Annotated in this window: 14 protein-coding genes; 6 read left to right on the forward strand and 8 right to left on the reverse strand. The window is 69.3% G+C overall.

The window, feature by feature from the left end:
• The 4 genes from FMQ63_RS28865 to rimP all read right to left on the reverse strand — a co-directional run.
• The coding region (locus tag FMQ63_RS28865; protein WP_194866449.1) for a translation initiation factor IF-2 N-terminal domain-containing protein at positions 1 to 558 on the reverse strand (558 nt) is incomplete at its 3' end.
• 81 nt (positions 559 to 639) lie between these two features.
• Complete coding sequence (locus FMQ63_RS28870) at positions 640 to 1,023, reverse strand: YlxR family RNase P modulator (RefSeq protein WP_338424001.1); 384 nt, start codon at positions 1,021 to 1,023, stop codon at positions 640 to 642.
• Positions 995 to 2,695 (reverse strand): transcription termination factor NusA, encoded by a 1,701-nt coding sequence (gene nusA / locus FMQ63_RS28875; RefSeq protein WP_011552150.1) that lies wholly within the window; start codon positions 2,693 to 2,695, stop codon positions 995 to 997. Before nusA ends, FMQ63_RS28870 begins: the two co-directional genes overlap by 29 nt.
• A 62-nt stretch (positions 2,696 to 2,757) precedes the next feature.
• On the reverse strand, positions 2,758 to 3,243 hold the full coding sequence (gene rimP, locus FMQ63_RS28880) for a ribosome maturation factor RimP (protein WP_011552149.1): 486 nt from the start codon (positions 3,241 to 3,243) through the stop codon (positions 2,758 to 2,760).
• Positions 3,244 to 3,450: 207 nt separating this feature from the next.
• Between rimP and FMQ63_RS28885 the strand changes: the two genes are divergently transcribed.
• The 6 genes from FMQ63_RS28885 to FMQ63_RS28910 all read left to right on the forward strand — a co-directional run bounded on the left by FMQ63_RS28885 (position 3,451) and on the right by FMQ63_RS28910 (position 9,534).
• A complete protein-coding gene (locus FMQ63_RS28885) occupies positions 3,451 to 4,254 on the forward strand; it encodes a carbon-nitrogen hydrolase family protein (RefSeq protein ID WP_011552148.1) in 804 nt (267 codons plus the stop codon).
• A gap of 96 nt (positions 4,255 to 4,350) precedes the next feature.
• Positions 4,351 to 4,803: a FecR domain-containing protein gene (locus tag FMQ63_RS28890; RefSeq protein WP_171441281.1), complete on the forward strand. Its 453-nt coding sequence runs from the start codon at positions 4,351 to 4,353 to the stop codon at positions 4,801 to 4,803.
• Entirely contained in the window at positions 4,800 to 5,696 is an 897-nt protein-coding gene (locus FMQ63_RS28895; protein ID WP_011552146.1) for a LysM peptidoglycan-binding domain-containing protein, read from the forward strand. The genes FMQ63_RS28890 and FMQ63_RS28895 overlap by 4 nt, the downstream gene beginning before the upstream one ends.
• 19 nt (positions 5,697 to 5,715) lie before the next feature.
• Complete coding sequence (locus FMQ63_RS28900; RefSeq protein ID WP_011552145.1) at positions 5,716 to 7,422, forward strand: HD domain-containing phosphohydrolase; 1,707 nt, start codon at positions 5,716 to 5,718, stop codon at positions 7,420 to 7,422.
• A gap of 56 nt (positions 7,423 to 7,478) precedes the next feature.
• Positions 7,479 to 7,817: a DUF971 domain-containing protein gene (locus FMQ63_RS28905; protein ID WP_011552144.1), complete on the forward strand. Its 339-nt coding sequence runs from the start codon at positions 7,479 to 7,481 to the stop codon at positions 7,815 to 7,817.
• 7 nt (positions 7,818 to 7,824) lie between these two features.
• Complete coding sequence (locus tag FMQ63_RS28910; RefSeq protein ID WP_011552143.1) at positions 7,825 to 9,534, forward strand: serine/threonine-protein kinase; 1,710 nt, start codon at positions 7,825 to 7,827, stop codon at positions 9,532 to 9,534.
• Between the two features lie 7 nt (positions 9,535 to 9,541).
• Here the strand turns inward: FMQ63_RS28910 and FMQ63_RS28915 are convergent, their stop codons facing one another.
• Genes FMQ63_RS28915 through panB form a run of 4 tightly spaced genes read right to left on the reverse strand, consistent with a single transcriptional unit; the run spans position 9,542 to position 12,377 of the window.
• Positions 9,542 to 10,060, reverse strand: a complete 519-nt coding sequence (locus tag FMQ63_RS28915; protein ID WP_011552142.1) for a ClpXP protease specificity-enhancing factor SspB — start codon at positions 10,058 to 10,060, stop codon at positions 9,542 to 9,544.
• Positions 10,061 to 10,093: 33 nt separating this feature from the next.
• A complete protein-coding gene (gene smpB / locus FMQ63_RS28920; protein WP_011552141.1) occupies positions 10,094 to 10,582 on the reverse strand; it encodes an SsrA-binding protein SmpB in 489 nt (162 codons plus the stop codon).
• The gene (gene panC, locus FMQ63_RS28925) at positions 10,579 to 11,457 is read right to left on the reverse strand and encodes a pantoate--beta-alanine ligase (protein WP_011552140.1); all 879 of its coding nucleotides are present in this window, start codon (positions 11,455 to 11,457) and stop codon (positions 10,579 to 10,581) included. Before panC ends, smpB begins: the two co-directional genes overlap by 4 nt.
• A 2-nt stretch (positions 11,458 to 11,459) precedes the next feature.
• Positions 11,460 to 12,377, reverse strand: a complete 918-nt coding sequence (gene panB, locus FMQ63_RS28930) for a 3-methyl-2-oxobutanoate hydroxymethyltransferase (RefSeq protein WP_011552139.1) — start codon at positions 12,375 to 12,377, stop codon at positions 11,460 to 11,462.
• Between the last annotated feature and the right edge of the window lie 17 nt (positions 12,378 to 12,394).

The following is a 12,394-nucleotide window of genomic DNA, read 5'->3' on the forward strand; positions in this document are numbered from 1 at the left end:
AAGAGACAGGGGCGGGGGTGAAGCCACCTCGGCGGCGGCAGGGGCCTTGGTGGCCTCGGCGACCTGCGCGGGGGGCGTAGACGTGACAGCAGCCGGAGCCGTGGGCTCCGTGGCGGCGGCGACCGGGGCCTCGACGCGCTGGGGCTCCGGGGCGCTCGGCGCCTCGACGGGCGCACGGGGCGCCTCGACGGGCGGAGGTGCCTGCACTGGCTCCTCGGCGGCGAACGTGGCGGGCTCGGGCGCCGACGGCGGCTCATAGGCGGGCTCGGCGGCCTGTGAAGCCTCGGCCCCGCTGTCCGCGGTCGCACCGGCGGGCGGACCCACCTTGCGGCGCACGACGAAGCCCTTCGCCGTCACGGGCGGCGTGGCCTGCTTCGGCTTGCGCTTGTCCAGAATCTTCTGGACGGCAGCGGTCGCCTGGTCGTCATCGAGAGACGACGAGTGGCTCTTGACGTCGTAACCGAGGCTCGACAGCTCGGTGACGACCTCCTTGTTGTCGAGCTCAATCCCGTGGCTCTTGAGTTCCTTGGCGATTTCGTGGACGCGCTTCTTCGACATATTGCCCTTGATGGCCTTCTGCTCCGCCGACTCCGGGGCGCAGCACCCTAGTCCAAACCCGAAAATGTGTGCGAGTGGTGGCTAACACCCACTCCCCCCCGCACCCCTCCGCTCACCGTCCCCCTGCTCCCATGCCTGTCCGAGCTGCGACGGGTCAACCTGGCCCGCCTTTCCGCGAAAGGCCCTACCAAACGCCTTCCGCTTCAGCGCTGCCGTCAGACAACCGGCACCGCACAGGTAGGCGCCCCGTCCTGGCAGCCGCCTTTTCCTGTCCACCTCGATGGCGCCTCCGGGCCCTATCACGAACCGGGTCAGTTCCGCCTGTTGTCGCCGCGACCCGCATCCGACGCACGTCCGGACCGGACCTGACCCCGCATTCTGAACTTCCGGCCTGGGCCGGCCAGCCGGGCGCCGCACGTCCCCTCCCTCGCTTAGCTTACGGCGCCTTGGTGGCTTCTGCGCCACCCTCAAGTGCCACCGTCATGGCGCCGCGCTCGGCATTCAGCTCCGCGCGCAGCTTGGCTTCCTCCACCAGATAGTTTTCCGCCGCGCTCTTCAGCTGGCGGGCCTTCTTGATACCCACACCCGGAACATCGCCCAGCTTCGCCAGGTCCTTCTCGTTGGCGATGTCCTCCACCGAGCGGTACCCCGCGAGGATGAGCTGCTCGATGGTCTTCTCACCGACGCCACGCACGCGCGCCATGCGCTCGGGCTGGCTGAGCTCGTCCGGATGCCGCCGAGCCTCCGCGATGCGGGCCTGCTCTCTTTCATAATCCATGCGCGACAGTTCCGCCTGATCCTCGACCATCCGGGTCCGGGCGGCTTCCTGCATGGAGGGGATGCGGGCCGGGTCGATGCCGGGCAGCTGCGCCAGCAACTCCGCGTTGGCCTCGGCGATGTCCCGGGCCTGACGGAAGCCGTGCGCGTAGAGCGTCTCCACCAGCATCTCGTTGACGCCGGGCAGCGAGCCCAGCGAGCGGTTGGCGAACTCGCGCAGCTCCCGGACCCGGCTCTCGCTGTTGATGTCGAGCTTCCAGCCGGTCAGCTGGGCTGCCAAGCGGACGTTCTGACCGCGACGGCCAATGGCCAGGCTGAGCTGGTCGTCCGGGACGATGAGCTCCATGGCGTGGTTGGCCTCGTCGATGATGACGCGGCTGACCTCCGCCGGGGCCAGCGCCGAGCACACGAAGCGGGCCGGATCCTCGTCGAAGGGGACGATGTCGATCTTCTCGCCGCGCAGCTCCTGCACCACCGCCTGAACACGGCTGCCCTTCATACCGACGCAGGCGCCCACGGGGTCCACGTCCGAGTCCCGGCTGGACACGGCAATCTTCGCCCGGCCGCCCGGCTCACGCGCCGCCGCCTCGATGACGACGATGCCTTCGGCGATTTCCGGCACCTCCATCTCGAACAGCTTGGTGAGCAGGTTGACGGACGCGCGGCTGAGGACAATCTGGGGGCCCTTGGACTCACGGAGCACGTCCAGCACGTAGGCCTGGACGCGGTCGCCGGGACGGTAGGTCTCACGCGGGACCTGCTCGCGCACCGGCAGCACGGCCTCGGCGCGGCCCAGGTCCACGATGATGTTGCCGCGCTCGAACCGGCGGGCGATGCCGGTGACGATTTCGTTCTTCCGGTCGCGGTACTCGTTGAAGACGTTCTCCCGCTCCGCGTCGCGCGTGCGCTGCAGGATGACCTGCTTGGCCGTCTGCGCGGCGATGCGGCCGAAGCCGCGACGGAAGGTCTTCAGGCGGAGGATGTCACCGTACTGGTCGTCCTGGGCCTTGGCCTCGGCGGCGTCCTCGTCCCGGTAGAAGATCTGGAACACGAGCTCGTCGCCCGGCTCCACTTCCATGCCCTTCTTGTGGGCCTCGACCAGGGAGATCTGATTCACCGCCTGGACCGGATCGACAATCTCCTCGACCACGGTGATGGCCTGGAACAGCTCCACGACGCCCTTGTCCGGGTCGTACTTCGCCTCGAGCTCGCGGTCCTGGCCAAAGTGCTTCTTGGCCGCGGTCTTCATCGCGTCTTCGAGCGTGGCAATCAGCACAGCCCGGTCGATGCCCTTGTCCTTGGCGACCTGGTCCAGGACGAGGTTGAGGTTGACACTCGGGTTGGCTTGCTGCGTGGGCATGGTCTTCTCCTAAAAGGGTCCACGGGCGCCCTCGCGCGGAGGGGCACCCTGTATGTCGACGTCTAGAACTGGAACTCCAGGTTCGCCTTGGCGATGTCCTTGAAGAGGATGTGGAAGGTTCCGGCCCCTTCCACCTCCACCGAGATGCCGTCGCCTGCCACCTCGGTCAGCGTGCCGGTGAAGTTCTTGCGCGGGGGCTCTCCCACCGGGCCGAACGTCTTCACCTTCACCTGCTGTCCCTTCACCCGCTCGAAGTGCGTCGGCTTCCTCAGCGGACGGTCCACCCCGGGGCTGGAAACCTCCAGGTTGTACTCGTGGGGGATGAAGTCCTCCACGTCGAGCGACGGATCCACCGCGCGCGACACCTGGGTGCACTCGTCCAGCCCTACGCGGCCACCCGGCTTGTCGATGAACAACCGGAGCACCCAGCCCTCGCGCTCCCGGAGGAATTCCAGGTCCACGAGCTCCAGGCCTTCACCCGCGACAATGGGCTCGAGCAGGGCCAAGGCCCGCTCCTCCACCGTCTGCTTGAGGTTCTTCTCCGACATAAGCGGGAAACCAGTCTCCAAAAACACGAAAAGCGGGCACGCGGCCCACTTTTCGAAGTGCTTCATCGAAAAATGTCGGGGCGTCCGTAGCACACGCCCCGTCGGGGTGTAAAGGAAGGACACGCCCTCCTACTCCGGGCGAAACCCGCCCGGCAGGGCGAGGAATTCCCAGGGGTTCCGAGGCCCCATGGGGGTTATAACGCGCCCATGCACCTCATCGCCGCCGCGCAGATGGTGTCCACCGCCGACAAGGCCCACAACCTGGAAGCCGCGACCCGGCTCGTCCGGCGCGCCGTCGCACTGGGTGCCCGGCTGGTGGGCCTCCCCGAGAACTTCTCCTGGATGGGGCCAGAGCCCGAGCGGCAGGACGCCGCCGAGGGGCTCGACGGTCCGACGCTGTCCCAGATGGCCAGCCTGGCCCGGGAGCTGAAGGTGACGCTGCTGGCCGGCAGCGTGCTGGAGACGGGCGCGCCGGGTGGGCGCCTCTACAACACCAGCGTCCTCTTCGGCCCCGGCGGCGAGCGGCTGGCCGTGTACCGGAAAATCCACCTCTTCGACGTCGAGGTGGGAGATGGTGCGACCTATCAGGAGTCCGCGGCGGTGGCGCCGGGGACGGAGGTGGTCTCCGCGGAGACGGAGGTCGGCCGGCTGGGGCTATCCGTCTGCTACGACCTGCGATTCCCCGAACTGTACCGGCGGCTGTCCCGCGAAGGCGCCACGCTGCTGGCGGTCCCGGCGGCCTTCACCCTCATGACGGGCAAGGACCACTGGGAAGTGCTCCTGCGGGCCCGCGCCATCGAGAACCAGGCGTACGTGCTGGCGCCCGCTCAGGGAGGACGGCACTCCGCCAACCGCGTCACCTATGGCCACGCCCTGGTGGTGGACCCGTGGGGCCTGGTGACTGCGCGGGCCTCCGAGGGAGAGGGGCTCGCGCTGGCGCCGGTGGACCCGGAGCTGCAAGCGCGCATCCGACGCAACCTCCCCTGCCTGGAGCACCGCCGTTTGAACTAGCGTGCGTGTACCCAGGCCCGCCCCCCCTCGGGTCCACCTTCGATAGACTTCGGGTCCCCCGGAACTCCTCTCGTGAACGGACGACGCTGGTCTCCCATGTTGCTTGCGCTCGCGCTTTCGGCCCTCCCCGCCGGCTGCACCGCCGATGAGCGTCCGTCCGCGCCCGACGCGGCAACGCCTCCCACAGTGGCCACGCACCGCGCACACCTGCGAGCCATGAAGGGCGGCGTCCAAATCAAGCGCGCCACGGCCGACGAGTGGAGCCCCGCCCGGGAAGGCCAGCCGCTCTACGAGAATGACAAGGTCCGCACCGAGGCGGGCGCCGGCACCGACATCGTCTTCGCCGCCAACGGCAGCACGGTGCACCTCACCGGGGACTCGCTCATCAGCATCGCGGAGACGCGCACCCGCCCCGGCCAGCAGCGCACGGACCTCACCGTGTTGCGGGGCCGCATCGACGCGGAGCTGGAGAAGCCCGCCACCCAGTCCCTGTCCGTCACCACGCCGTCCGCCACCATCCAGGCGGGAAGGGAGATTGTCTTCCAATGAAGGCGGCGCTCCTCCTCCTCACATGGCTGGGCACGACGCCCCCGGGCACCGTGGTGGTGGGCCCCAACGAATCCCTGCGCCAGGTGGCCCAGCGCACCCTGGGCGACGCGCGCGCCGCGGAGGAACTGCGCGCACTCAACGGACTTTCCTCGGACGACGTGGCGGCGGGGACCCGGCTGAAGGTGCCCGGCCACGAGCGCGTGCTGGCGCAGAAGGCCCTGGAGACGGCGCGCACGCTGGTGGCCAGCTCGAAGGATGCGAGCGTCCCCCCAGCGGCCTCCTCCCGGCTGAAGGTCGCGGAGTCCCATTTCCGCGAGGCGCGCTACACGCAGGCGGCCTCGGAGGCCAATGCCGTGGGGAAGCTGGTGGCGGCAGACCGCTCGCCGCAGTCCTCCGCGTTCACCGTGGAAGTGGGCGACGGCGACAGCACCACCGTCACCGTGAAGCACGGCCCGCCGGTCCGCGTGGAGGCCGAGGGCGTCGCCCAGCCCGTCGCCAAGGGTGAATCCATCCGCGTGGAGAAGGGCCATCCGCCCCCCGCGCCCCTTCGACCGCTGGTGGCCCCCAGCCCCGGGCAGCCGGAGGATTCCGCGCGCCTGAAGCGACGCCCCGACCGGGACGGGCACCTGGGCCCGGTGAAGCTGACCTGGGAGGCTGTACGGGGCGCGGAACGTTATGAAGTGGAAGTGTCGCGCGCGCAGGAGCAACGCGCCGTCTTCACGCAGACAGTCACCAGCCTGGAAGCGAAGCTGCCAGTGCTACCCGCGGGAAGCTACCGGTGGACGGTGCGCGCGGTGGGCCCCGCGGGTCCGTCCGAGCCCAGCGCGCCCAGGCACTTCGAGCTGGTGTCCGAGCGCCTCAAACTCGAAGTGAAGAAGGGCCAGTGGCAGTAACCCCTGGAGGAGCCACGCCGTGCGCCTGTTCAAAGCCATCCTCCTGTTGATGCTGGTGGTGGGCGTCGTCCCCACGCTGATGGTGGGGTGGCTCTCCGTCTCCCACACCCGGGAGCTCCTGGTGCGCGACGCCCAGGAACTGGCACAGGAGCGCGTGAAGCAGCTGCGCCTCAAGGCCGAAATCTTCCTCGGCGAGCCCACCGACGCGGTGCTGGGCCTGGCCCGCGTGCCCGGCTTCTTCGGCCTGCCATTGGAAGCGCAGCAGACACACCTGGCCTCGGTGCTCAACCAGCGGCGCGATGTGCTGGCGCTCACCGTGTTCGACGCCAACCGCCAGCGGCTGCCGGGACTCCAGGCCTTCTCCAAGCACGACGTGCCGCCCACCGCGCTGGCCGGGCATGAGGAGCGCGCGCGGGCGCTGCTCGAGAACATCGAGGGCGTGCGCTACGCGGACGTGGTGAAGGACCCGCAGGGTAGCGAGCCGGTGCTGACGCTGGCCTTCCCGCTGGGCGAGCCCGTCCGGGGGTACATCGCGGCGGACCTGTCCCTGGCCGACCTGCGGAAGATGCTGGAGCAGGAGCGCGTGGGCAGCACCGGCTTCGCGTATCTGGCGGACCGTCACGGTCACCTCGTGGCGGGCGGTGGCGGCGTCGCCGGCCTGGGCGAGGACGTGGCGCAGCGCGGCCCGGTGGCGCACCTGCTGAAGCAGTTGGTGGGCAAGTCGGACATGGAGCTGTTCCACGTCGGCAACTTCGGCGAGGGCCGGGACGCGGTGGTGGCCGCGTACACGGTGCTGCCCGAGACGGGCTGGGCCATCGTCTCCGAGCAACCCGTGGAGCACGCCTACCGTCAGGTGGACACCATGGAACAGCGCATCCTCCTGGGTTTGGGGGCGGCCATCCTGGTGGCGGTGGTGCTGGCGGCGCTCTTCTCGCGGAACCTCACCCGGCCGCTCAAGGGATTCATCAGCGGCGCGCTGGAGCTGGCACACGGCAAGTTCGGCGTCGAGGTGGACATCAAGCAGAAGAACGAGCTGGGCGAGCTGGCGCAGACGTTCAACTACATGAGCAAGCAGCTGCTCGCGTACGACATGGAGAACCGCGGCCTCTACGAGAGCCTGGAGAAGGGCTACCTGGAGACCATCGTCGCGCTGGCGAACTCCATCGATTCGAAGGACGCGTACACCCGTGGCCACAGCCAGCGCGTGGGCGACGTCTCGGTGCAGATTGGCCGGGAGATGAAGCTCACCGAGCGCGAGCTGCGGCAGTTGCAGTACGGCGGCATCCTCCACGACATCGGGAAGATTGGCATCGTGGAGTCCATCCTCTGCAAGCAGACGCGGCTGACGGACCAGGAGATGGACATCATGCGCGAGCACCCCGCCATCGGTGACGCCATCATCGGTCCGGTGAGCTTCCTGGGCGCGGTGCGCGCGTGCGTCCGCCACCACCATGAGCGCTGGGACGGCACCGGCTACCCGGACAAGCTCAAGGGCGAGGACATTCCCCTGCTGGCCCGCATCGTCGCGTGTGCGGATACCTTCGACGCCTGCACCTCCACCCGCCCGTACCAGAAGGCCATGCCGCTGGAGAAGGCGATGGAAATCCTCGACAACCTCAGCGGCGCCCAGTTGGACCCGAAGGTCGTCCAGGCCCTGAAGCAGGTGCTGGCGAAGCAGGGCGTGCGGCTGGAGGGCCACCGGCTGCCCGTGAAGCTCGCCTCCTGACGGCCGAAGGATGGTAGGGAGGGCGCAAGACTGTTGAGACTCTGGAAGGTGAAACGTTGAGCTTCTGGGACCGCATCAAGCCCGCCCCCCCAGCCGTCACCGCGACGGACGCACAGTTGTCCTCGGATGGCGTGCGCCTGGACCTGACGTGGGACGACGGGGTGAAGACGGACGCCACCGCACAGGTGCTGCGCCAGCAGTGCCCCTGCGCCGCGTGCGTGGACGAATGGACGAACAAGCGGACGCTGGACCCGTCGAAGGTCCCCGCCGACCTTCGCATCAAGCAGGTGCAGCCCGTGGGCAACTACGCGCTGGCCTTCAGCTTCAGCGACGGCCACACCACCGGCATCTATCCCTGGAAGCTGCTGCGCGACATCACCCAGCCCGCCGCCTGAGCGCCCCGTGAACGAACGCTACCGGCTCGTTCGTCCGCTGGCCTCTGGAGGCATGGCGGAGCTCTTCCTCGGCGTCGCGCGCGGCGCGGAGGGATTCGAGCGGCCGGTGGCCATCAAGCGGGTGCTCCCCCACCTGGCTCGCGAGCCGGACATCGCGCGCATGTTCCTGGCCGAGGCCCGGCTGGCCACGCTGCTGCAACACCAGAACATCGCCACCGTCCATGACGTGGGCCAGGGCCCCGAAGGGCTCTTCCTGGTGATGGAGCTGGTGGACGGGTGGGATTTGGGCGTGCTGCTACGCTCGGCCGCGCGCCTGGGCGTGCGCTTCCCTCCGCACCTGGCCGCCTTCATCGTCCATCAGGCCCTGGCGGGGCTCGGTCATGCATACCGGAAGGTGCATGACGGGCGGCCAGTGATGGTGGCCCACCGCGACGTGTCGCCCTCCAACGTACTGGTGTCTCGCGAGGGCGAGGTGAAGCTGACGGACTTCGGCATCGCGCGGATGGCCGGCCCGGCCCACACCGCGCCCGGCGTCTTCCGAGGGAAGGAGGCGTACACCGCGCCCGAGGTGCTGCAAGGCGCTCCCGCCACCGCCGCGAGCGACCAGTTCTCCCTGGGCATCGTGTTCTACGAGCTGCTCACGGGGCAGCATCCGTTCCACACCGAGAAGGACGCGAGCGCGGTGACCTACGCCATCCTGACGCGGCCGGTGGAGCCACCACAGGGCGTGCCCACACCCCTGGCGGGCGCCGTCATGCGCATGCTGGCGAGGGCGCCCCAGGAGCGCTTCCACTCGCCGGAGTCACTGGCCGAAGGCTTTGCCCGGTGGTTGGCCCAAGTCGGCGAGCCCGCGACGTCTCAGACGCTGGCCGCGTTCCTTCGCGGGCTGGGATTGCCGCCGCCCCTGAGTGAACAGGCAGCGGCTTCCAGGCGCCCCGTGACGCAGGCACAGGCTGACGCGGGTTCGCTGGCGATGGCCGTGCATGCGCCGTCGCCCGCCGAGGCCGCTGCGTCGGAAGAAGAGCCTCTCTCCATGCCGGGCGGCGCGGCGCTCAGCGTCAGTGGGCGGATGGTGCATCACTGCCCTCGATGCAACCACGTGCTCTCCTCGCCCCAAGCCCGGTGCTCACACTGCGCGATGTGGCCGGATGCCTCGACCGGCGCGGCGGCAACGCCTCGCACGCCCACCGCTCCGGGCGCCTTCGCTCCATCCGCGGGCGTCGAGCTCACCGCGCATCAGACGCTCGCGGAGAGTGTCCCCCAGACGCACGTCACGCCGGGCGCGAAGAGCGTGCTCCAGACCGACGCAGATGCACTGGAGCTGGCGGAGCGCCCGCCCTCGCCAGCGAGCGACTGGCCCGATGAGGCGGCCCTCCTCCGGCGCTCGCGCCTGAAACGGGCACTGGGGCTGCTGCTCGTGGCGCTGCTGGTGGGCACCGGCATCTGGCTGTGGCCTCAGCGCTCCACCCTGCTCATTCGGGTGATGTCGGCGACGGGGCTCCGCCTGTCGGCCCCGATGCTGCGCATCGACAGCGACCCGCCTGGAGCCACCGTCTGGGTCCGAGACGCGGAGCTGGGGACGACGCCCCTGCTGCTCGAGAACCGCTATCCAGCGGGGCGCGTCCCCATCCAGGTCCGGCTCAAAGGCCACCGCACATGGAAGGGGACGTTCTCCGGCGGCGAGGCCGCTCACATCGAGGCGAAGCTGAAGCGCTGAACGCGCCTCACTTCACCAGGCGCAGATGACCACGACGCGGCGGCGGCTCGTCCGGCGGTCCGTCCGCGGGCGGAACATCGGCGGGCGGCTCATCGCGCCGTTCGCCCTGCACTTCCCGGAGGAAGGTGCGCGGGCGCTCCGCGGCCACCGGCACGGGAGCGACGGGCAAGGGCTGCGCCGGACGTGACGCGGCCGTCTGCTGGAGCAACTCCGGCGGCATGTCCTCCGGGTACATCCAGAACTCCTTCGTCACGTGGCTGGCGATGGCGAACAACGCCGACCACGGCACCGCGATGGTGAAGCGCGAGCCGGAGAAGCTCAGCGTGGAGCGCACGCCCCACTCGCCCACCGTGAGGTCCGGTGGGTCGAACCGGTACGAGAGATTGAGGCGCAGGTGCGCCTCCGTCTTGACGGAGGCTGGGACGAGCACGCCCGGACGACGCGCGTCCAGGTGAATCATCACCATGCCCTGGTCGAGCGCGGCCAGCAGCCGCTCCTTCTTGTCGAGAACCTTCTTGTCGTCCATCGGTGTACGGCGAAAGAACTTCGGGCGCCCCTCTCAACGTCGGCGCATCGCCCGGTCCATCTCCCGCTTCGTCTCCCGCTCCTTGATGTCGTGGCGCCGGTCCTCATGCGTCTTGCCCCGGCAGAGCCCCAGCTCCACCTTGGCACGGCCGTTCCTGAAGTACAGCACAAGCGGGATGATCGAATAACCCCGCTCACGCACCTTCGCCGTCCAACGGTCGATTTCTCCTCGGTGCATCAACAACTTGCGACCCCGAGTGGGAAGGTGGTCGAAGAAGCTCGCCGCCTTGTAGGAGCCGATGTTCGCGTTGAGCAGGAAGAGCTCGTCCCCCTTGGGGAGCGCGTAGGCGTCCGACAGATTGGCGATTCCGTCTCGCAGAGACTTCACCTCGCTTCCCGTGAGCGCCAGCCCGGCCTCCACCTTTTCGTCGACCGTGTAGTCGAAACGCGCACGACGGTTTTCCGCGATGACTCTCACGCCGGGCTCACTGCCCACTCCCTTTGACTTCCCTCCGGATGTCATACGCGTCCCGCGTTCTCCTCACCACCCAACTGCATGTTGTCGATGAGGCGCGTCGTGCCACTGAAGGCCGCGACGAGCAACCGGGCAGGCTGCCCGGGCGCCACCGAAGCCAGAGGCGTCAGCCGTTCCGCATCCACCAGTTCCACGTAGTCTTCCCGAAGCCCCGCCGCCTCCAATTCGCGCCGGACGGCCGCCACCAGGGGCTCCGACTCCCGCGTGCCCTCGCGCAGCAGCGCCTGGGCGGCCTTGAGCCCCCGGGACAGGGCCAGCGCCCGCTGCCGCTCCTCGGGGGACAAGTAGGCATTGCGGCTGCTCATCGCCAGGCCGTCCGGCTCGCGCACCGTCGGCATGCCGACGATGTCCGCGCCCAGGTGCAGGTCCTGGTTGAGCGCCCGGATGACCTGGAGCTGCTGGTAGTCCTTCTCCCCGAAGAGCGCCACCTCCGGGCGGAACAGCGTCAGCAGCTTCGTGACGACGGTGGCCACCCCGCGGAAGTGCCCCGGACGCCGGGCCCCGCACAGGCCCTGGCTGACGTCCGTCACCTCCACGTACGTCTGGTAGCCCTGCGGGTACATCACCTCCGGGCCCGCGGGCGCGAAGATGGCCTGCGCGCCCGCGCTGATGCACTTGGCGACGTCACCCTCGAAGTCGCGGGGGTAGCGGGACAAGTCCTCCTTCGGCCCGAACTGCGTGGGGTTCACGAAGATGGACACGGCCACCACGTCCGCGCGGCGCCGCCCCTCGCGAATGAGCGAGAGGTGACCTTCATGCAGGAAGCCCATGGTGGGCACCAGCGCGAGCCGGTGCCCCTCCCGGCGCAGCCCCGCCGTCCAGTCCTTCACGTCCGCAACGGTTTTCAGGACGGCGGGAGCCATGACTAGGCGGGTCTCCCGTAGACGGGGCCCAGCTTCTCGCCAGCCTCGGCGGGCGCGGACGGCTCCACCCGGGCCGCCGGAGCCGGAGCCCCCGGCGCCAGCCGGATGTTCTTGGTCGCCTTGAAGGAGTGCTCCTCGTCCGGGAACGCGCCCTTGCGGACCTCCGCGAAGTACGCGCCCGCGGCCTCGGTAATCGAGCCGTGGAGGTTGGCGTAGCGCTTCACGAACTTCGGCTTGAAGTCCGGGTTCATGCCCAGCAGGTCGTAGCAGACGAGCACCTGGCCATCACAGTCCACGCCGGCGCCAATGCCGATGGTGGGGATGGACAGGCGCTGCGTCACCGTGCGCGCCAGGTCCATGGGCACGCCTTCCAGCACCAGCGCGTAGGCCCCGGCCTGCTCCAGCGCCAGCGCGTCGTCCAGAATCTGCCGCGCCTGGTCCTCGCCGCGGCCCTGGACGACGTAGCCGCCCATCTTGTGGACGGACTGCGGCGTCAGCCCCAGGTGTCCCATGACGGGGATGCTCGCGCGGACGATGGCCCGCACCGTGTCCGCGAACTCAGCGCCGCCCTCCAGCTTGATGCTGCCCGCGCCGCCTTCCGCCACCAGCCGGCCCGCGTTGCGGACCGCCTCCTGGTTCGACACCTGGTAGCTCATGAACGGCAGGTCGGCCACGACGTGCGCCCGGCGCGCGCCACGGGCCACCGCGGCCGTGTGGTAGACCATCTGGTCCATCGTCACCGGCAGCGTGGAGTCATGCCCCTGGATGACCATGCCCAGCGAGTCGCCTATCAGCAGCACATCCGCGCCTGCCTCTTCGAGGATGTGGGCGAACGTGGCGTCGTAAGCGGTGACCATGCAGATCTTCTGACCGATCTGCTTGAAGCGCTTCAGTGTGTGGATGGTGACCTTGTCCTTCACGGTTCACCTCCTATGGC

Origin of the sequence: Myxococcus sp. CA005, from assembly GCF_006518205.1 — a bacterium.
Taxonomy (GTDB): domain Bacteria; phylum Myxococcota; class Myxococcia; order Myxococcales; family Myxococcaceae; genus Myxococcus; species Myxococcus xanthus.

Coding starts and splice junctions, on each gene's coding strand:
- nusA (WP_011552150.1), bottom strand. CDS start 2,695: ATGCCCACGCAGCAAGCCAACCCGAGTGTCAACCTCAACCTCGTCCTG.
- rimP (WP_011552149.1), bottom strand. CDS start 3,243: ATGTCGGAGAAGAACCTCAAGCAGACGGTGGAGGAGCGGGCCTTGGCC.
- FMQ63_RS28885 (WP_011552148.1), top strand. CDS start 3,451: ATGCACCTCATCGCCGCCGCGCAGATGGTGTCCACCGCCGACAAGGCC.
- FMQ63_RS28890 (WP_171441281.1), top strand. CDS start 4,351: ATGTTGCTTGCGCTCGCGCTTTCGGCCCTCCCCGCCGGCTGCACCGCC.
- FMQ63_RS28895 (WP_011552146.1), top strand. CDS start 4,800: ATGAAGGCGGCGCTCCTCCTCCTCACATGGCTGGGCACGACGCCCCCG.
- FMQ63_RS28915 (WP_011552142.1), bottom strand. CDS start 10,060: ATGGACGACAAGAAGGTTCTCGACAAGAAGGAGCGGCTGCTGGCCGCG.
- smpB (WP_011552141.1), bottom strand. CDS start 10,582: ATGACATCCGGAGGGAAGTCAAAGGGAGTGGGCAGTGAGCCCGGCGTG.
- panC (WP_011552140.1), bottom strand. CDS start 11,457: ATGGCTCCCGCCGTCCTGAAAACCGTTGCGGACGTGAAGGACTGGACG.